Below are 20381 nucleotides of genomic sequence, written 5' to 3' on the forward strand. Positions count from 1 at the left end.
TTGCAAAAAGTGAAATGTATATGGATTTTCGTAGTCTACAGCTCTTTAATCACCTAGCTACCAGCCTACATTTTGGCATTACCGCCGAGGCCATGTATGTGTCGCCTTCTACGTTAAGCCGGGTTATTCAACGCCTTGAGGACGAGCTAGGCTGCACGTTGTTTAAACGTGATAACCGCAAAGTGGCGCTAACTCACAGTGGGCACAAGCTGCTGTCTTTTTCAAAGCAAGCGCTGGCAGATTGGCAGCAATTAAAAATAGATTTAAAAGAGGACAACGACGCACTACAGGGGGAGCTCAGCGTATTTTGCTCTGTTACCGCCAGTCAAAGTCATTTGCCTGCAATGCTAAGACAATTTAGACAGCAGCACCCTGGAGTTGATATACGACTAATAACCGGTGACCCTGCCCTTGCCATCGAAAAAGTGAAAGGGAAACAGTGTGATTTATCTATTGCAATCTACACCCCTGATATGCCGACAGATTTACATTTCACCGCGCTTGATAATGTGCCTTTGGTACTTATTGCCCCAAAGGAGTGGCGGCTTACTCAACTAAGCCAGTTGGACTGGACCAAACATCAGGTGATCATGCCTGAAACCGGCCCAACCCGCCGTACCGCCTATCATTGGTTTGCCGAACACGGTATTCGCCCTAACGTATATGCCTATGTAGGGGGAAACGAAGCCATTGTAAGTATGGTGGCACTTGAATGTGGTGTGGGTTTTGTGCCTAAAGTGGTACTAGATCACTCCAGTATGGCCAATGCGGTAACCCAAATACCTGTTGAAGATATCGAGCCTTACGCACTTGGTTTGTGCTGTCTTCAAGACAAGCAAAACGAACCGCTTGTTAACGCCTTTATGCAGCTTAATTTGCAAACGCGTGGGTAAGTTTAAGGCATAGCTGGTGCTCAGCTAGCGCTTAACTGTTTAATAAGGTTATCGAGAGCGCGATAGCCTAATGCTTCAGCAATGTGTGCCCGCGATACGGCGTTTTCCTCTTCAATATCAGCAATAGTTCTTGCTACTTTTAATGTGCGATGAAACACACGCATAGACAAATTAAGCTGTTTAGCAGCGGCTTGTAAAAACTGTAAATCAGCGTCATCAAGTAAGCATATATCGGCAAGCTCACCCGCGTGCAGTGCACCATTTGGTTTGCCTTGCCGAAGCTCTTGTTTGTGACGAGCTGCAATGACTCGCTCTCGCGTTGCGTGTAACGAGTCGTTAGGGCTATTGGCACGCTCTGGCAGGTCGTAGTCAGGTAGCCGAGGCACTTCGACTTGGATATCAATTCTATCAAGCAGTGGGCCCGATAATCGGTTCAAGTAGTTGAGCTGTTGCTGCGGGGTTAGTCGGTTATCATCAATATCACCCGTCGGGCTTGGGTTCATCGCCGCAACTAGTTGAAAGTTGGCGGGGTATGTTGCGCTTCCTGAAGCACGAGATAAATGCACATCGCCGGTTTCTAGCGGTTCGCGTAAAACATCCAGTGCTTTTCGCCCAAATTCAGGGAGTTCGTCTAGAAACAAAATGCCATTATGAGCCAGCGATATTTCACCCGGTACAGGGTTTGAGCCGCCGCCAGTAAGTGCCACCGCAGAGCTAGTATGGTGGGGCGAACGCAAGTGGCGGGTTAAAAACCGCTCTGCATGCAGCTTTTCGCCTTTCACCGAATAGATGGCAGCAACTTCCAGCGCTTCTTCTTCGCTCATATCGGGTAATAGCGACAGCATTCGGCTAGCGAGTAAACTTTTGCCTGTGCCCGGAGGGCCAACCATCAAAAGATTATGTGCACCACTTGCAGCGATGATCAGGGCTCGTTTGGCTTGCTCTTGGCCGATAATATCGTCCCAACCAGTTGAAGAGTTGCGTGATGAATGAGAAGTGAAAGGTTGGCCTTTAGCAAGTTTTTTGTTGCCGGTAAGGTGTTCATAAACAGACAGTAAATCGAAAGCGGGATAGCGCGTTGCGTGAGAAACCAATGCAGCCTCTACGTCATTATCACCCGGGTATACGAGCGCAATATCTTCGTTTGCTGCTGCCATGACTACAGGAATCAGCCCGTTCACCGGCTTTATTTCACCGTTTAATGCAAGCTCCCCTACAAAGGCAATATTCAGCAAGCTAATGTCTGATATGTAGCCCGACGCAGCTAAAATGCCTACAGCGATGGGAAGGTCGAACCGCCCGCCAAACTTGGGAATATCTGCCGGCGCTAAATTGACGGTTATTCGTTTTGCGGGAAACTCAAAACCACTGTTTATCAGGGCGCTACGTACTCTTTCTCGCGCTTCTTTAACGCTGGTTTCTGCCATGCCGACCAGTTGAAAAGCAGGTAAACCATTAGCTAGGTGAATCTCTACACTTACCTCTGGCGCAGACACGCCCTGCCCTGCAAAGGTTTTAACAACAGCCATTCCCATATTGTGAACACCCCCTCTTGCTAGTCGCTTATTGTTCGCCTTAATGAAACCTTAAAGCATTGGCGCGGCCAAATAGCCGACGCACTAGGCTTAAACTCTAGTAAGAGTGAAGTGGAGATGTAACTGTACTAACGGTGGGAATTACGGATAGCGCACGAAAAGCTTGGCCTGTGGCAGCCCTCCCCATAAAACAGGTGCTTGGCGTTAATGATGGTCGTTATAGAATACAGGCAGCTGCCAATGCCAGCGCATGGCACCAAGCCTAAACAATACGGTTGTGACAAGGGCCGCAATACCACACCACTGTGTAGCGAGTTCCATTTGCATGCCTATTCCATAAACCACGCCCCCTGCAATACAGGTCATGGCATACAGTTCTCCGTTGAGTACCAGAGGTACCTCTCGGCAAATAACGTCCCGTAACAAGCCGCCAAATACACCAGTAATGGTGCCCATGGCAACCGCCACTGCCATGCCTGTGTCGTTGGTTAGGGCTTTCTCTATGCCAACCACGTTAAATAGCGCCAGTCCAAAAGCATCGGCGATTAATAAATAGTGAAACGGGAAGCGTGGACTTACTCGTAGCCAAATAATGGGAATAAAAGCGGCAATGAGCGTGGTATATAAGTAATCGGTATCAGCGATCCAAAACACGGGGACATCTAACATCACATCGCGAAGTGTTCCTCCGCCAATAGCGGTAGCACTGGCGAGGACCACCACGCCAAATCCATCCATGCGTTTTTGATAAGCCATAAGGGTGCCGGAAATTGCACATACAGCAACGCCTGCTAGGTTTAACCAGTGAAACCAATCGAACATGCTTTTTACCCTTTTACTACTAGTAAGAACTCGCTATTTCTGCCGCAAAAAACTTGATCACGCTGTGTGTTTCATGCTATTTCTTTGCGCAATACCAATTCGCGGTCTGCCGCGCATTGCGTGGAGGGGTAAAGCCATAACCCCGAACGAACAACATTTCATTTTTGTAATGCCAGAGGAATACGGCATTATAAGTCAAAGATATCATATAAAACAAAGCGCTACTGGTCTGTAAGCAGTTAGGCTTTGTCGCCCTTCGCTTGAACGACCTAAGATGATTTAATACATCATCAGTATGACATGCAATTTTGAGTAAAACAGCGCGTATTGGAAAACTAGCCAAAACATTACTGGTTTACCACTGTTTTTTAGTTTCACAAAAAGGTCTAGCGCCTAAACCTAGAACCTTAAATTAACGGGAAGGATTTATGCCCAAGTTACGTTCTGCAACTACCACGCAAGGTAGAAATATGGCCGGCGCTCGTGCGCTATGGCGTGCAACAGGAATGAAAGACTCTGATTTCGGCAAGCCTATTATTGCTATTGCTAACTCATTTACGCAGTTTGTACCTGGGCACGTTCACCTAAAAGATCTCGGCCAGTTAGTGGCGCGCAGCGTTGAAGAAGCGGGTGGTGTGGCGAAAGAATTCAACACTATCGCAGTGGATGACGGTATCGCCATGGGTCATAGCGGCATGCTGTACAGCCTTCCATCTCGAGAAATTATTGCTGATGCAGTGGAATACATGGTGAACGCACATTGCGCCGATGCCATCGTTTGTATTTCTAACTGCGACAAAATTACCCCGGGAATGCTAATGGCGTCTATGCGCTTGAACGTGCCCGTTATTTTCGTATCTGGCGGTCCAATGGAGGCGGGTAAAACCAAGCTTTCAGACCAGCTTATTAAACTAGACTTGGTTGACGCCATGGTCGCGGCAGCAGACGACAAGGTTAGCGATGCTGATACTGATGAAATTGAGCGCTCTGCCTGCCCTACCTGCGGCTCATGTTCAGGGATGTTCACTGCGAACTCCATGAACTGTCTAACCGAAGCGTTAGGTTTATCCTTGCCGGGCAACGGCTCTATGCTGGCTACCCACGCCGACCGTGAAGGCTTGTTTAAGCAGGCCGGAAAGCAGATTGTTGAGCTTTGTAAGCGTTACTACGGCGATGATGATGAAAGCGTATTGCCACGCAATATCGCCAACTTTAAAGCTTTCGAAAACGCCATGAGCCTAGACATTGCTATGGGCGGCTCAACCAATACTATTCTGCATTTGCTAGCAGCAGCAATGGAAGGTGAAGTGCCTTTCACTATGGATGATATCGACCGTTTGTCTCGCAAAGTGCCTCACCTTTGTAAAGTGGCGCCTTCTACGCCGAAATATCACATGGAAGATGTACACCGAGCGGGTGGCGTTTTAGGTATCTTAAACGAACTTAATAAAGCGGGTTTGCTGAACACCGATGTTAACCATGTTTTAGGTAAACCGCTTACTGACGTTATTAGCGAGTGGGATATCACTAATCCAGAAAATAAAGACGCAATTACTTTCTATCGTGCGGGCCCTGCGGGTATTCGTACAACTAAAGCCTTTAGCCAAGATTGTCGCTGGGATGAAGCTGATGATGACCGCGAAAACGGCTGTATCCGTTCCATCGAGAATGCGTTTAGCCAAGAAGGCGGCCTAGCGGTGCTTTATGGCAACTTAGCAGAAGATGGCTGTATTGTTAAAACCGCAGGTGTGGACGAGTCTATTTTAAAATTCAACGGTACTGCCCGTATTTACGAAAGCCAAGACGACGCGGTAGCAGGTATCTTGGGCGATGAAGTAAAAGCCGGTGATGTGGTCTTTATTCGCTACGAAGGCCCTCGTGGCGGGCCGGGTATGCAAGAAATGTTGTATCCAACGTCGTACTTGAAATCTAAAGGATTGGGTAAACACTGCGCCTTAGTAACAGACGGGCGTTTTAGCGGCGGCACTAGTGGCTTGTCTATTGGACACTGCTCCCCCGAAGCTGCCAGTGGCGGAGGCATTGGCCTAGTGGAAGATGGGGATAAAATTGAAATAGATATCCCTAACCGAAGCATCAACATTGCTATTAGCGATGAAGAACTAGCAGAGCGTCGCGCGAAAATGGAAGCCAGTGATAAGCCTTGGAAGCCGAAAGATCGCGTTCGTGAAGTCTCCACATCACTTAAAACCTTTGCGGCGTTAGCAACCAGTGCCGACAAAGGTGCAGTGCGTGATGTGACTAAGCTGGAAAATCTATAATGGCAGCCGAACACGTTAGCGATCATGAATACTTAAAGAAAATCCTACTTGCCCCTGTTTACGATGTAGCAGTGGCAAGTGAACTTTCCTATATGTCTTTGCTTTCAGCCGAGCTTGGCAATGAAATTTTTCTGAAACGGGAAGATCAGCAGCCGGTAAAAAGCTTTAAGCTGCGCGGTGCCTATAACCGTATTTGTTCACTAAGCGACGAGCAATTGCAAGCTGGCGTAATTGGCGCCTCGGCGGGTAATCATGCACAAGGCTTAGCGTACAGCGCAAAAATGAAGGGCATTCAGGCGACCATTGTCATGCCTGAAACCACGCCTGATATCAAGGTAGATGCAGTACGCCGCTTCGGTGGTGATAACGTGAATGTGGTATTGCATGGCACCAGCTTTGACCAAGCGAGTAACCACGCTAAAGCATTGTGCGAAACCCATGGCTATACCTTTGTTCCGCCTTTTGACGATCCCGATGTCATCGCGGGGCAAGGCACAGTTGCGCGAGAACTGCTAGAGCAAAACCCCAATCTTGATATTTTGTTTATAGCTGTTGGCGGCGGTGGTTTAGCCGCGGGTATTGCGGTGTACCTAAAGCAATTAAAGCCAAGTATAAAAATTGTAGCAGTAGAGTCAGAAGAGTCGGCCTGTTTTATTAAAGCAAAAGCGCAAGGCGCGCCAACAGAGCTTGAAAGCGTCGGCATTTTTGCCGATGGGGTAGCTGTTAAAGTAATGGGGCAAGAGACCTTCCGCCTGTGTAATCGTTTAGTCGACGAAACCATTACCGTTACCAATGATGAAATCTGCGGGGCTATAAAAGATATCTTCGATGACACCCGTGTTATTGCTGAGCCTGCGGGCGCATTGTCGGTGGCGGCAATTCGTAAATACGCAAAGCAACATGACCTAAAAGGTAAAAAGCTGGGCGGTATTCTGTGTGGTGCAAACATTAACTTTCACACCCTGCGCTACGTGTCTGAACGCTGTGAGTTAGGCGAGCAGAAAGAAGCCGTCTTTGCGGTTAAAATTCCCGAAACCAAAGGTGCGTTTAAACAGTTTTGCGAGTGCGTTGGGGCAAAAGCAATAACCGAATTTAATTATCGCTATGCTAGTGAGAGCGAAGCACATATTTTTGTTGGCGTTAAGCTTAAAGGCGGGCAGCAAGAGTTTGCTGCACTGCAAAGCGACCTTGAAAGCAAGGGGTATGACTGCGTTAACTTAACGGATAATGAGTTAGCCAAACTCCATGTTCGTCACATGGTTGGTGGTAGGCCGCCGACAATACTTAACGAGCAAGTATTTAGCTTTGAGTTTCCGGAGCGCCCGGGTGCGTTATTGAATTTCTTAAATACGTTGGGTGAACAGTGGAACATTACGCTATTTCACTATCGTAACCACGGCGCAGCAGAAGGTTTGGTACTGGCTGGCTTTGATATCGCCCCAGAAAGTCGAGATGACTTTAACCAGCATGTTGCCGAGTTAGGTTATAAGGTTGAAGAAGTAACGGATAATCCTGCATATCGCTTTTTCCTGTCGCAACCAGCGTAAAGTCTTATTGGTATGCCGAAAAGGCTTTGATAACAATACATATACGAACAATGGCTCGTTTTTAACCGTTTTCGCTTTGTACTGCTTCACGTTAAGCGCAAGTTTACCGAGGAGCGATACAAAGCGGCACTATTTTGACCTTATTGGCTTCGCATTTGTAGAGCGTTGCGTATCTGCATCAAAAGAGGCCATTGACTAGGTAGGCGCACAATAAAAAACCCATGCTAATGCATGGGTTTTTGCTAAGACTAATGCAAAGCTGCTGCCTGCGACAATATCGCTAATTTGCAGAGTTGAGGGCAACATTTTCCAAATGCTGAATCATTTCAGGCCATATTAAGTCCATAACATCAGCGCGCAACGCCTCACACTCTTCCGAGTATTTTAGGCTACCGTCTTTTTCAGAATCTAACCAATGGTTATCTTTTAGAGCACTGATAAAGCTAGACAGTACGTTCTTATCGTAGAATTCAGGTGAGCTAAGCCCGTAAAGCGCTGATAAACGCTCGGCGACTTGTTTACTTTCTCGTTCTAATGCACTGCGGCTAATTATTTTTTCTTTATCTAAAATAGTTAATACCACGGCATAACGCTGTAATGTTTCCTGCATACAACGGCTTAATAGCCATGATGAATGGAATTGTTTGCAGTGTGCATCTGGCGGTAAAAGCTCGCCATCTTTTTGGCGTAATAGCCCGTTGTCGAGCATCGCTGTGATCAGTGCGTCAGTGTGCGCAAGCGCTTCATCTTGGGTAAGGTGCAAGAACAGCTCTTTTTGCAGCAACGGATAAAGTGCAGCAATAAGCTGAAAAATGCTGCTCTTCGTAGTGCCTTTCTTCGCAAATATAGAGGCCATAATAAGACCAGGGATTGCGAATAAGTGCAAAATGTTGTTGCGGTAATAGGTCAGGTACACCGCGGACTTTGGCTGTGGACTGATCAAGCGCCCGTAATCATCTTCGTTGATATCAAAGCGACCTAACTTGAGCGTATCGCGCAGTAGTTCTTCCGCCGACGAATCTGGAATGGTGGCATCATCGCTGAACGGCACGGCTTTAAATAAATCCATGAAATCGCCCATGGCTTGTTTAAGCTCGGCTTCGCTCATGGTTTGTCTTTTAGAAGATAATAGACATAACGAGGCTAACGCCATACCGTTTAATGCAGCCGCACGGTTAATGCGGGTCATTACGTTGTTAGCCAACTCATTAACGGCAGGGGTTAACCAAGCCGGCTTTTTCTCAGGTTCGGCGTCGCGGCAATCTCGCCAGTTTGGTACATGGCTTTCAAGAAACTGGTTAAGCGCAATAGGCTCACCAAAGTTTACATAACCGTGCCCGTAATTTTTAAGTTTACGAATGGCAGAGAACACCTGAAGGTTAGATTCTTTCTTCTTCTTAGAGCCTTTAAGCTCGTTCAAATAGCTCTTCACTTCCATCACATTTTCATAGCCAATGTAGACAGGCACTATGCTTACAGGGCGGTTAACACCTTTAAGCATGGCTTGAATAGTCATGGCTAGCATACCGGTTTTAGGCGGTATTAAGCGACCCGTTCGGCTACGACCACCTTCAGGATAGTATTTTACTGAATAGCCTTTGTTAAACAGCAGCTCTAAATACTCTCTAAATACCGCGGTGTAGAGCTTGTTGCCTGCAAAACTGCGACGTAGGAAGAATGCTCCGCCACGGCGGAATACCTTGCCCACAGGCCAGAAATTTAGATTAATACCTGCTGCAATATGCGGTGTTACCATACCTTCGTGATAAATCACGTAGGTTAATAGCAGATAGTCCATGTGACTGCGGTGACACGGTACATAAATGATCTCATGACCATTGGCGGCGAGTTCACGAATGCGATCAGCGTGACCTACACTAATCCCGTTATAAATCTTGTTCCAAATGCGTGTGAGCAGTCTGTCACCAAAACGGATAAGTCCTTCACGGTAATCTGCAGCAATCTCAGTGATATAGCTCTGTGCAGTTTCCTTTGCTTTTTCATGCGTCACTTTTTTGCTTCGCGATTCTTCAGCAATGGCTCGACGCACTGCATCTGAACCTAACACACTGTTATTTAGTTCCTGACGCTCTAGCAAGGTGGGGCCGGTCATGCTTTGACGCTTACGCTGAAAGTGAGTACTCGCCACACGTACGAGTTTGTGAGCAATGCTTTGATCGCTGCCGTGTTGGTTAGACATGGCACGTGCAGAAACGGCTTTAGAATAGTTAATGAAGTTATCACGGCCTAAAAATAGCACGATGAACAATTTGCGAAGCCAGCTTGGAGCTGCAGCTTCCGTAATTAAATCGCTTAAACCAGGGTTCCCGCGCCCCGGGGCACGACCCCACGTGACGTAGACAGGTACGACCTGTAAATCTAGATTTTCATGGTCTCGATGTAAATGAAAAAGGTCAGTGAAAACCTCTTCAATCCCAGTATCTTCGACTGACGAGCGAAAAATAGGCTGGGTTTTACGTAAGAACAGCGTCGACGAATATTCTCGCCCTGCCAATGTGAGCGTATCTGTAGGACTAGGTAAACCTAGCGCTTTTGTCGACATTCTCAGTGCAAGTTGGTCTGTCACTGAGTTGTTGGGAAGTAGATAAACAATAGGTTTGCTTTTATCTATTCCTAGTTCGGTTTCAACGTTAACTGGAATACTGTGAGCTTTGACCAGCAACTTAACAGGATAATGAAACACCGACAGAAGGGCTTTTCGCATCCACGACATGAATTATGTAATCCTATGAAATAAAAACGGGTGAAGTGTAACACAATCGCATCACAATCTCGCGACTCGCCAATCTTATCGCTTTTCTGGCGTTACAGACTCTTTGTTGCACAGAAAGTTCACAAGAGCTTGCGTCTTTCGTGTTCGGGAAGATCTGGCAAGCTTCCTAACTTCATTCTGGGAATTTGTAAGGGAGCAGCCATTCTTGCATTCCCGCGCTTCGCTAGGAAACTAGCCAGCGCCTTCTGAATGGAAAATTATCTATACAGATTGGTATTTCATTGCGATAAGTTGAGACTGTTACTACTTTTATAAAGGTCAATGAATATGAGCAAGATGTAGTGGATGATCAAAACCGCCTGAAGACAATTGATGAATTTATGCTTAACAACGAGGTGCCATTAGATCTCAACGATCTTATGGTGGTGTTAGCTGCGGCATACAAAGTGCCTATTGCGCTAATTGGCATCGTTGGTGAGTTTGAAGAGGTTTTCAAAGCGCGATATGGGACTTCACTTTCCAAGGTGAGTAGGGAACATGCATTTTGTAGTCATGTCGTGCAAGAGCGTCAACAAGTTGTTGTAAACAATGCCCAAGAAGACCCAAGATTTAAAGACAACCCTCTAGTGACGGGTGAGCCGCACATCTGCTTTTATGCAGGCACACCCATTGAAATTAATGACGAGGTTATCGGTGCTGTCTGTCTTATTGATACCGTTCCAAGAGAAATTGACAAGAAATGTCTAGAAGTTCTAGATCGAATTGGCGCGCTTGTCAGTCAGCATATTTCTCTTTCAAAAGAACACGAAGCACTCAAGCGTGAGCATGGGTTAATAGAAAAGTCCCCTATTGTTCTGGCTACGTGGCGAAATACTACGTCGCTCAAACTGGTTCATATCTCAAAGAATAGCGAGCGCGTATTGGGCATATCGTCCCAAGATTTACTGAGCGGCGCAGTCGAGCTTGGCGATGTTTTGACACAAGACGCTGAGGGCGACTTTACATTCGCCATGCAGGCCCATATGGAGGGCGTGGAAACGCATACCTGTCGTCTTCAAATTGCCACGCCCACACGTACCATTTGGGTAAGTATGATCTCTACGGCTAGTTTCCGTGAAGACGGTATGTTGTATTCCGTTCAGGCATTTCTATTTGATACCAGCGACCAAAAATATGTGGAAGACAAGCTCAACAAAACAAACCAGCGTATGCGACTATTATTGGAGGCCTCTGAGTTAGGTACGTGGGATTGGAATTTGACCGCTGATGTAAACCAAGTCAACAAACGCTGGTGCGATATTGTCGGTCTTGAATATGAATACTATGACACCAGTTCGCGCTTTTTCAGACAGCTGATTCACCCTGCGGATTATGTGAAAGTAGAAAAGCAGTTACACGAACATATTGCTGGAAAGAGCAAGGTTTTCAATACTACGTTTCGCATGAGGCATACTAACGGCTCTTGGGTTTGGGTCGAAAGCTATGGAAAAACTGTAGAATCTGACATTCTGGGTAAACCCACCCGGGTTGCCGGAATTCATCGTGACATCACCCAACGAATGGAAAGCGAGCTTCACGAGAGAAAGAAAACTCAGCTCCTGCAATTTATTAATAAGACCCGAGCTTCATACCTTCAAAACAACGATTTGACCTTGGCCTGTCAAACAGTATTGCCCGAACTCATTGATATTTCGGACAGTCAGTTTGCTTTCGTAGGGCAAATGAAAAATGAAGGCGATGCATCGAGGCTGTTTATCCATGCCATTTCCGAAATCGTTTGGGACACCAGCAGCTTCACACAATATAACGAGTATAAAAAGCGCAATTTATACTTCAGCAGTTTTGATAACCTCTTCGGTACCACTATTGTAACGGGAGAAATTACGATAAGTAATGCTTCTGGGAGTCATCCGAAATCTAAAGGTGTGCCCCAAGGGCATCCGCGAATTAGCCGTTTTTTAGGTTTGCCTATCAAAGTCAAAGACAGAGTCGTGGGTATGATTGGTTTGGCCAATAAGTTTGAACCCTACTCTATAGAAGATGCCAAATTTCTACAGCCTCTTTTAGATGCATTAGCCGGTCTATTCTATGCAGTAGAATTAGAAGATGCACGCGCTGTCGCTGAAGAAAAGCTGCGGCAATTAGCTATGACTGACTCATTAACGGGTTTGTATAACCGAAGAGCATTTATTAACGAGTGCATCGTGTTTTCAAAACAGCATCATAGTGCGTGTGTGGCAATTATAGATATCGACTATTTTAAACAGGTAAACGACACGTACGGTCATGACGCGGGTGACCAAGCGTTAATTACTGTTGCGCAAAAAATAGCGAAACAAAATCGTTCACCCAACGTGGTTGCGCGACTTGGCGGAGAAGAATTCGCTGTTGTGATGCTGGGCAAAAATAGAAAAGAAATTAACACGCAGCTAGAGGCGCTGCGTATAGCCGTTGAAGAAAGTGTTGTTAACTATAAAACCGATCAAATAAACCTTACCATCAGCATAGGAGCTACTTTTGTCGATAGTACCCACGGCGCAGACTTTAGCGCGCTGTTATCAACCGCTGACAGAGCCCTTTATAAAGCAAAAGAGCAAGGCCGAAATCGCGTTGTCTGGGGAGACGATTGACCGTCACTGCATGTCGATAACCGCTAGCGACTTGTGTATCAGGCAACAGAGATATTGCCAGGAAAACGAAGATAAGTTATAAAAACCGAACATTTTAATGTTATAAACAAACTAGGCATGTGTCGTACTTTTGGCTGATGTTAGGCCACCATGCCTTACAAATCAGGGACGATGTATGAACACTTCGCGCTTGGGTTTCTCTGGCCTTTTTTCTATTCTAGCTCTTACAGCCTGTGGTGGTGGAGGGGGCTCGGACTCTCCGACTAACCCGACACCTGCACCGCCCCCAGAGCCCACTTCATTAGAAATTTTATCGAACCCCTTAGACTACTCGATAGCACAGCTAGACACTGCAGCTAAGCGTTATGCTGATAATAGCTATACGGGTGAAACAAACGTTGCAATCGCTGACATCAGCGCTGTGCAAAATGTATATATTACGCTTTTTGGTGAAGATCTCGCTAGTTCACCTTATCTTGACATATTTGAAGTTTCTGAACTTGTCGATGCTAACGGCAACATTGATGGCGTTATACAATGCTCAGATAGTGGCTCAATCAAGTACTCTGGAAAACTCGATTTAAGCACAGGCCTCGGAACTATAATTGTCGATTATGACCAATGCCTACACTATTATTTGAGCGCGTATCACGATGGTCAATTTTCTGTGGCTATTACGAAATCAGATGACGACAATTTCGAGGCAACGTCCTATTTTACGAGTCTTTCGATAGGAAGAGGGAGTCAACGTGCAACGCTAAAAGGGTTAATGAAAGCTGAAATAAGTTACGACCCACGCACGGGTTACTACAACGAAGAACTCATTCAGTACATGGCCGCGACCTTTAACGGTGAAGCCTATAAAATAAATGGAACTGCTTTCGATGGCTTTAATGGGTTGGGGTATTCCTCTGAGTTCGAGGGGACAATGCATATTGGCTCAAAAGGTAAGCTTGATTTTTCTTACTTCTCAGAGGAAGGAGGACTACCTTATGCTTCCCAAGGTTCTCTTGTAGTTAAAGGCAATAGAACCGCAGGCATTGATATTATGCAAGGTGCGGTTCGCTATGGTGAAGATACGAACGGGGATGACACCTATGATGTTGGCGTGTTTTTCAGCAGTATCGAGACATTTGCAAGCAGCAATACCGCGAACATCGTTCTATCCGATATAGAAACTATTTCAGCGCCTCCCGTTGCTGGTGAACCCTATTATTATGCTTATGACCCTGTTTACACGTCTGACGATATAACCGTTGATGAGGGGTATTATTACGACTCTGATACGCCTGAATCTGACCTGTCAGTATCTTACCGCTGGTACATTAATAACGTTGTTATAGAGGGTGTTAGCGGCAGCACACTGCCTGCTTATAACGCGGTATTCGGCGATGAACTGAAAGTAACTATGGTAGTGTCCGACGGTGTTAATATCGTTGAATCACAACCCGTTTTTATCACTATCAGTGACTCTCCAATGACACTTGTCGTCTCCAATATGCCTGAATCGGTAACTGCTGGTGGTTACGTCGAGTTCACGGTAAGCATGACTGACCCCGATCAAATTAATAGTGATGTTGCAGGCCAGCTTGTCGCTGCACCTACAGGAGTTACCTTAAACGACAACGGCTTACTAACGTGGCAGGTGCCCGACAGTCAACTGTTCAATGCGCAAACATATATCTTTAGCTTTGCGAGTCTGGATGGCGATGAGAGCCTGCAAACCGTAGAAATAACTGCTTATGCAGATAAAGCGCCGGCGTTTGCTCGCACAACTTCAATAACACCAATTTATAATAGAGGTTTTGCGATTGCCTCAACCAAGGGTGGGAATGAACTCATATCCGTCAATCATCGAAATGTGGGCGCCTTCTCGTTAAACGGGAATAAACTAGAAAATACCTATGTGTACCCTTACAAGTTACCTACCAGAGGAGAAATTAAAGGCGTTTATACACAAGATGCTGACGGTGATAGCAATGATGAAATCTATATCCTTACTGAACAAGGCTTGTCAGTTATAAAAGATCGTAACGACAACGCGGAAACTGTATTTGTAGCAGAGGATAAAATTACGTCAGGATGGTTTTACGATATTGATAGCGACGGTATTGAAGAAATTGCATACCTTCACGGCGATCATTATTACGATGCGACTTCTATCTCCATTCATAATGTAACAACTGGTGAGAAGTTACAGCAGTTCGATGTCGATGGTGTATCAACCCTTTCTTTTGGTAATGTGGACGACGACGCGTCTATCGAGTTGGTGACTAACAATGGTTACGTCTTCGATATTAATAGCGGCGCTAATCAATGGCTTTTTGGCAATGGGTTTAGCGACGCTTACGTCGCTGTCGGTGATATGAACAACGACGGTGTCGATGAAATCATTGGTGCCGACCGTTGGGAGAATATTTCAGTCTATTCAGCGGTATCGAAAAGTAATTTGGCGACAGCTGAGCATAACGATATCTGCGATTTGAGCTATAGCAAAGATGACCATACAAATAAGGGAATGTTTGTAATTTCTGAGTGCCAGTGGGGAGAGGTGAAAGCTTTCACGCTTGAAGGTGGTCAAATTTCGGAACAATGGAGCGTTATTCATAATACGTATAGCGGTATGTCGCTTTTAATCGGCGACCTGAATAACGATAGCCGAAACGAAATAATCTGGACCGGCGACAGCGAAATTCAGGTTGCACAGCAAGATGCTGAGGGCGACTACGTCTTATCAGATATACAAACTGAAGCACACTCTTCTAATTACTTTGCTGCCGGCTGGGCCCCTTTTGGTGATAATGATGAAAGAGCAGTCTTTGTTAGTGAGACAACTAACTACTACACATCAATTCAGGTGCTGTCAGTTAACACGAAGAATGAACTTACCATCAGCGACGAACTTGGCGACGATGTTTTTGACTATAGCAGACCCGTTGTTACTGACTATAACAATGATGGCGTGGGTGAATTATTCACAGGAGCTTTGAATAGCAATACATCATTCAACGTAGTTAAGTTGTCAGATAACTCAATTCAGTGGTCACTGAGCCAAAATCAAAACAGCCAAATCTCACTCATCGAAGCAATAGACGTTAATGACGATAATTTTGTTGATGCGGTCATTGTTGAAAACAATCGACTTAAAGCATTCGATATTGAGAACCAAGTTCTCATCGACGCTGTCATTAATGAGTTTTCAATTGATACTGTCGCTGAGCTCACCAATAATGGCGAACACTTCTTTGCTGTTAGTGGCTATGAATCATTAAAGCTCTATACAATGCAAGATGGCGAGTTTGTCGGACTAAATGCACTAGATGTTTCTTGTAGTCAATTGATAAGAATTAATGCTGATGGTGACGACGCCTCTGAGTTCGCATGCTTAGATAGAAACTACAATAGAATAAATATTTATGACGTAACAAATGACGCCTTGGTACTTAAAGAGGCCATAACGCCTACATTCAATCTTCAGAATATAGCCGTTATTCCAACGACATCGTCTAATCAATCAATACTTGGCATTTACCAAGCTGAAGAATATGACTCATCGTATGGATATTATGACAACGTTGCTTACCGAGTCACTGAAATAGATAACAAAGGACATGTCATTTGGCGTAGCCCTTCCATTGGCATTAATCATGTCGATGGTATGCGTACCCGAAAGAACAATGCCGGTGAAGTAGAGCTTCAAATAGGTAATCCGAACATGGCCCTTCTTGTGAAATAAAGGTAATACACTTGTCGCTGTCTATTGCTTATGGCAAAAGACGCGGCAAGTGCTTGTTATTTAGTTTTAGGTGTATATACTTACAGGAACTGTATGAACAGACAGGTCTTTTATGCGCCCACTCACAGCTCGACAAACAGAAGTTTTAGAACTTATCAAAACTACCATGCAAGAAACGGGGATGCCGCCTACGCGTGCGGAAATCGCTCGTCAACTTGGTTTTCGTTCTGCCAACGCTGCAGAAGAACATTTGAAAGCCTTGGCGCGTAAAGGCGTGATAGAAATTCTGCCGGGTACCTCTCGGGGTATCAAACTCAATATTCCCCTCGAAAATGACGTACCTGAAGAAGAAGGCCTACCTCTCATCGGGCGTGTGGCGGCGGGTGAGCCAATTTTGGCGCAAGAGCACGTAGAATCACACTACAAGGTAGACCCTGCACTGTTTCAACCTCAAGCAGACTTTTTACTGCGTGTTAACGGCATGAGCATGAAGGACATAGGTATTTTAGATGGTGATCTCCTTGCTGTGCATCGCACCACCGATGTTCACAATGGCCAGGTTGTTGTGGCACGTGTAGACGAAGACGTTACGGTAAAGCGTTTAGAGAAACGTGGTCGTGAAGTATTACTTCATGCCGAAAACGAAGAATTCGCACCTATTCGAGTAGACCTAGCCAACGAACCTTTTGCTATTGAGGGGATCGCAGTGGGCGTTATAAGAAACGCGGATTGGATGTAAGGTTTTAACACCTTCAATGAAAAGCGGCGCACTAGCCGCTTTTTTTATGCCTTTTATTGCTTTATTTCTACCAGTTTTCTGGAGTTAGGGTGACTAAGCACGCTTTTAAAAAACGAACCCAAACATGACTGTCAGAAAACGTATTAAGCGTATTTTGCCTGTGAATGAACTAATGAATATGCATTCATTATTTTAAAGTCTGTTTGAAAATAAATATTAGCAACCTATTAGTTGTTGATTTTATGATCAAATGATTGCTGATAAAACCTTTGTGTTGTTCAAAATGTGCGTTTGATTTTATCCTCGGCTACTACATGCTCATTTCTTTTTCCATCCAATATGTAACGTAAGGCTGCCAAATAAAATGATTAAAAATTGAACACTTCGTTAAATTTTTAACAGAAAAGACTAGACGGCACGGCATTATTGCGCAATTCTTAGACAAAGATTAACAAAATAATAACAATGACTCTTAATTTGTTTTACAAGTTGAGGTAATGGGTCAATCGTTCGCAAACCATTTGGTAGGGCATCGCGCAAAATAATCAGCGTTTTTGGTCTTGCTATTACGGAGGTGCTGAGTGAAACAACTAACGACCGTTTTCGCAAAATGGTGTTCAACAATACCGTTTTTGCTTCTTTCCCCTTTGCTTCTTGCCCAAGAAGTCAGTGAAGAGGCTTCTTCACTAAACTTAAGACGCGGTGCCACTGACATCAGTGGCCAGGTTTACGACCTCCACATGCTGATGTTTTTTATATGCGTTGGCATTGCTGTTGTAGTGTTTGGGGTTATGTTTGCCTCGATGTATCTGCACAGAAAGTCCCGTGGCGCGAAGCCAGCAAATTTTCATGAGAACGTGAAAGTTGAAATTGCTTGGACCGTTATCCCCTTTCTTATTCTTATTTTTATGGCTGTGCCTGCAGCGAATACGCTGATTGCGATGGAAGACACATCTGAGCCTGACATGACTGTGCTAGTAACAGGCTCACAGTGGAAGTGGCACTACAAGTACATGGACAGCGACGTTGAGTTTTATTCATTGCTTGCTACTCAACGCGAGCAGATAGAGAACAAGTTCCAGAAAACAGATAACTACCTGTTGGAAGTAGACCGCCCATTGGTTATCCCGACTGGAAAAAAAGTACGCTTTCTTATTACTTCAGACGACGTTATCCACTCTTGGTGGGTTCCTGATTTTGCGGTGAAAAAAGATGCCAACCCCGGCTTTATTAACGAGTCTTGGGCCAAGGTGAATGAGCCTGGTATTTATCGCGGACAGTGCGCAGAACTTTGTGGGAAAGACCACGGCTATATGCCGGTTGTGGTGATTGCTAAAGAGCCTGCTGAATTTGATAAATGGATGGGCGAACAAGAAGAAATTGTTCGTAAAGCAAAAGAAGAAGAGCAGCGTCTACTTTCTATGAACATGTCGATGGATGAGTTAATGAAAGTTGGCGAGCGTGTTTACAACACCACCTGCGCTGCTTGCCATATGCCAAATGGTGAAGGTTTACCTGGCGTGTTCCCGGCATTAAAAGGCAGCAAAATGGCGTTAGAAGATCAGCAAGGTCACATTGATATTGTACTTCACGGTAAGTCGGGTACTGCTATGCAGGCGTTTAGCAAAATGCTAAGCCTTAAAGAAATTGCAGCGGTAGTGACTTATGAGCGCAATGCTTGGGGCAATAACACTGGCGACATGGTTCAGGCCAAAGACGTCAATGCAGTGGCAAACGGAAACTAGGAGCAGAAAAATGAGCAAAGCAACTGAAGTTATTTCGCCTGATACCTCTGCGCCTCATAGCGGTCAAGCACATGGCGATCACCTACATGATGATCATGAACACCACGATCATATTCCTAAAGGGATAACGCGCTGGTTGTTTACCACTAACCATAAAGACATAGGCACACTTTACCTGTGGTTTGCCTTTATCATGTTTTTAGTTGGTGGTGCGATGGCCATGGTGATCCGCGCTGAACTATTCCAACCTGGTCTACAAATTGTAGAGCCAAACTTCTTTAACCAAATGACCACGGTACACGGACTTATCATGGTATTTGGTGCAGTAATGCCTGCCTTTACTGGGCTCGCAAACTGGCTTATTCCCATGATGATCGGCGCCCCTGACATGGCGTTACCGCGCATGAATAACTGGAGCTTCTGGATTTTACCTGGTGCCTTTCTCATTCTACTGAGCTCGCTCTTTATGGAAGGCGGCGGCCCTGCTTTTGGTTGGACTTTCTACGCCCCCCTTTCAACGACTTACAGTGGCGATTCGACAGCATTGTTTGTGTTCTCTGTTCACATCATGGGTATTTCATCCATTATGGGTGCGATTAACGTGATTGTGACCATCTTTAATATGCGTGCACCAGGCATGACCTGGATGAAAATGCCGCTGTTTGTATGGACGTGGCTTATCACAGCGTTCTTGCTGATTGCGGTAATGCCAGTGCTCGCCGGCGCGGTTACCATGGTGTTAACGGACAAGTTCTTTGGCACCAGCTTTTTTGATGCTGCTGGTGGCGGCGACCCGGTTATGTTCCAGCATATTTTCTGGTTCTTCGGGCACCCTGAAGTGTACATTATGATCTTGCCCGCCTTTGGCATTATCTCGCAAATTGTTCCTACCTTCTCTCGAAAGCAGCTGTTTGGATACGCGTCTATGGTTTACGCCACGGCGTCTATTGCCCTGCTCTCATTCGTTGTGTGGGCTCACCATATGTTTACTACGGGCATGCCGGTGTACATGGAAATGTTTTTCATGTTTGCCACCATGCTTATCTCGGTGCCAACTGGGGTAAAAGTGTTTAACTGGGTAGCGACCATGTGGCGCGGCTCACTGAGCTTTGAAATGCCTATGATGTTTGCTATTGCCTTTATTGTACTGTTTACCATTGGTGGGTTGTCAGGGTTAATGTTGGCGATCACGCCCGTGGACTTTCAATATCACGACACATATTTCGTTGTAGCCCATTTCCACTATGTACTGGTAACTGGCGCGGTCTTTTCTATCATGGCAGCCGTGTATTACTGGTTGCCTAAATGGACAGGCAAAATGTACGACACAACCTTAGCTAAATGGCATTTCTGGTGCTCACTAGTATCGGTCAATGTGTTGTTCTTCCCTATGCACTTTGTTGGTTTGGCTGGAATGCCGCGTCGTATTCCTGACTACGCATTACAGTTCGCTGATTTTAACAAATGGATAAGCTTGGGTGGTTTCGCATTCGGTTTATCTCAGCTCATCTTTCTTGCCCTGCTTATAAAGGCGTGCAAAAAGCAAGGTGAGCCGGTATCGGCGCAAGTTTGGGACGGCGCAGAAGGATTGGAATGGGAAATTCCATCACCCGCTCCTTATCACACGTTTGAAACACCACCTGTCGTTAAGTAACGGTAGGTGGAGTTGTGAATTGGTCATTCCTTTCAATCGGCAAAAGCTGACGGGAATGACATTCACA

Annotated in this window: 11 protein-coding genes; 8 read left to right on the top strand and 3 right to left on the bottom strand. The window is 45.5% G+C overall.

Annotated features, from left to right (window positions below):
- Window positions 1-20: 20 nt before the first annotated feature.
- On the top strand, window positions 21-893 hold the full coding sequence (ilvY, locus tag ACX5KA_RS07975) for an HTH-type transcriptional activator IlvY (protein WP_039221882.1): 873 nt from the start codon (window positions 21-23) through the stop codon (window positions 891-893).
- Window positions 894-913: 20 nt separating this feature from the next.
- Here ilvY and ACX5KA_RS07980 read toward each other — a convergent pair whose 3' ends face one another.
- Both ACX5KA_RS07980 and ACX5KA_RS07985 read right to left on the bottom strand, forming a co-directional pair.
- Window positions 914-2428 carry a YifB family Mg chelatase-like AAA ATPase gene (locus ACX5KA_RS07980; protein WP_458730833.1) on the bottom strand — a complete coding sequence of 505 codons (1515 nt, stop codon included), beginning with the start codon at window positions 2426-2428 and terminating at the stop codon, window positions 914-916.
- 204 nt (window positions 2429-2632) lie between these two features.
- Window positions 2633-3250, bottom strand: coding sequence for a trimeric intracellular cation channel family protein (locus ACX5KA_RS07985; protein WP_039221349.1), 618 nt, complete (start codon window positions 3248-3250; stop codon window positions 2633-2635).
- Between the two features lie 428 nt (window positions 3251-3678).
- Between ACX5KA_RS07985 and ilvD the strand changes: the two genes are divergently transcribed.
- Together ilvD and ilvA are read left to right on the top strand one after the other, a co-directional pair.
- Window positions 3679-5529, top strand: a complete 1851-nt coding sequence (gene ilvD, locus ACX5KA_RS07990; protein WP_136782450.1) for a dihydroxy-acid dehydratase — start codon at window positions 3679-3681, stop codon at window positions 5527-5529.
- A complete protein-coding gene (gene ilvA / locus ACX5KA_RS07995) occupies window positions 5529-7076 on the top strand; it encodes a threonine ammonia-lyase, biosynthetic (protein WP_039221353.1) in 1548 nt (515 codons plus the stop codon). The genes ilvD and ilvA overlap by 1 nt, the downstream gene beginning before the upstream one ends.
- A 280-nt stretch (window positions 7077-7356) precedes the next feature.
- Here the strand turns inward: ilvA and plsB are convergent, their stop codons facing one another.
- Entirely contained in the window at window positions 7357-9810 is a 2454-nt protein-coding gene (gene plsB, locus ACX5KA_RS08000) for a glycerol-3-phosphate 1-O-acyltransferase PlsB (RefSeq protein ID WP_039221355.1), read from the bottom strand.
- A gap of 341 nt (window positions 9811-10151) precedes the next feature.
- On the opposite strand from plsB, the gene ACX5KA_RS08005 reads away from it, so the two are divergent.
- The 5 genes from ACX5KA_RS08005 (at window position 10152) to ctaD (ending at window position 20314) form a co-directional block, all read left to right on the top strand.
- Window positions 10152-12440, top strand: a complete 2289-nt coding sequence (locus ACX5KA_RS08005) for a sensor domain-containing diguanylate cyclase (protein ID WP_458730834.1) — start codon at window positions 10152-10154, stop codon at window positions 12438-12440.
- Window positions 12441-12615: 175 nt separating this feature from the next.
- A complete protein-coding gene (locus ACX5KA_RS08010; RefSeq protein ID WP_458730835.1) occupies window positions 12616-16176 on the top strand; it encodes a hypothetical protein in 3561 nt (1186 codons plus the stop codon).
- 112 nt (window positions 16177-16288) lie between these two features.
- Window positions 16289-16915, top strand: coding sequence for a transcriptional repressor LexA (gene lexA, locus ACX5KA_RS08015; RefSeq protein ID WP_039221362.1), 627 nt, complete (start codon window positions 16289-16291; stop codon window positions 16913-16915).
- Between the two features lie 581 nt (window positions 16916-17496).
- Complete coding sequence (gene coxB, locus ACX5KA_RS08020) at window positions 17497-18660, top strand: cytochrome c oxidase subunit II (protein WP_458730836.1); 1164 nt, start codon at window positions 17497-17499, stop codon at window positions 18658-18660.
- A gap of 10 nt (window positions 18661-18670) precedes the next feature.
- Window positions 18671-20314, top strand: coding sequence for a cytochrome c oxidase subunit I (ctaD, locus tag ACX5KA_RS08025; RefSeq protein ID WP_039221368.1), 1644 nt, complete (start codon window positions 18671-18673; stop codon window positions 20312-20314).
- Window positions 20315-20381 lie beyond the last annotated feature (67 nt).

The organism is Alteromonas alvinellae (assembly GCF_902705805.1).

Coding starts and splice junctions, on each gene's coding strand:
- ilvY (WP_039221882.1), top strand. CDS start 21: ATGGATTTTCGTAGTCTACAGCTCTTTAATCACCTAGCTACCAGCCTA.
- ACX5KA_RS07980 (WP_458730833.1), bottom strand. CDS start 2,428: ATGGGAATGGCTGTTGTTAAAACCTTTGCAGGGCAGGGCGTGTCTGCG.
- ACX5KA_RS07985 (WP_039221349.1), bottom strand. CDS start 3,250: ATGTTCGATTGGTTTCACTGGTTAAACCTAGCAGGCGTTGCTGTATGT.
- ilvD (WP_136782450.1), top strand. CDS start 3,679: ATGCCCAAGTTACGTTCTGCAACTACCACGCAAGGTAGAAATATGGCC.
- ilvA (WP_039221353.1), top strand. CDS start 5,529: ATGGCAGCCGAACACGTTAGCGATCATGAATACTTAAAGAAAATCCTA.
- plsB (WP_039221355.1), bottom strand. CDS start 9,810: ATGTCGTGGATGCGAAAAGCCCTTCTGTCGGTGTTTCATTATCCTGTT.
- ACX5KA_RS08010 (WP_458730835.1), top strand. CDS start 12,616: ATGAACACTTCGCGCTTGGGTTTCTCTGGCCTTTTTTCTATTCTAGCT.
- lexA (WP_039221362.1), top strand. CDS start 16,289: ATGCGCCCACTCACAGCTCGACAAACAGAAGTTTTAGAACTTATCAAA.
- ctaD (WP_039221368.1), top strand. CDS start 18,671: ATGAGCAAAGCAACTGAAGTTATTTCGCCTGATACCTCTGCGCCTCAT.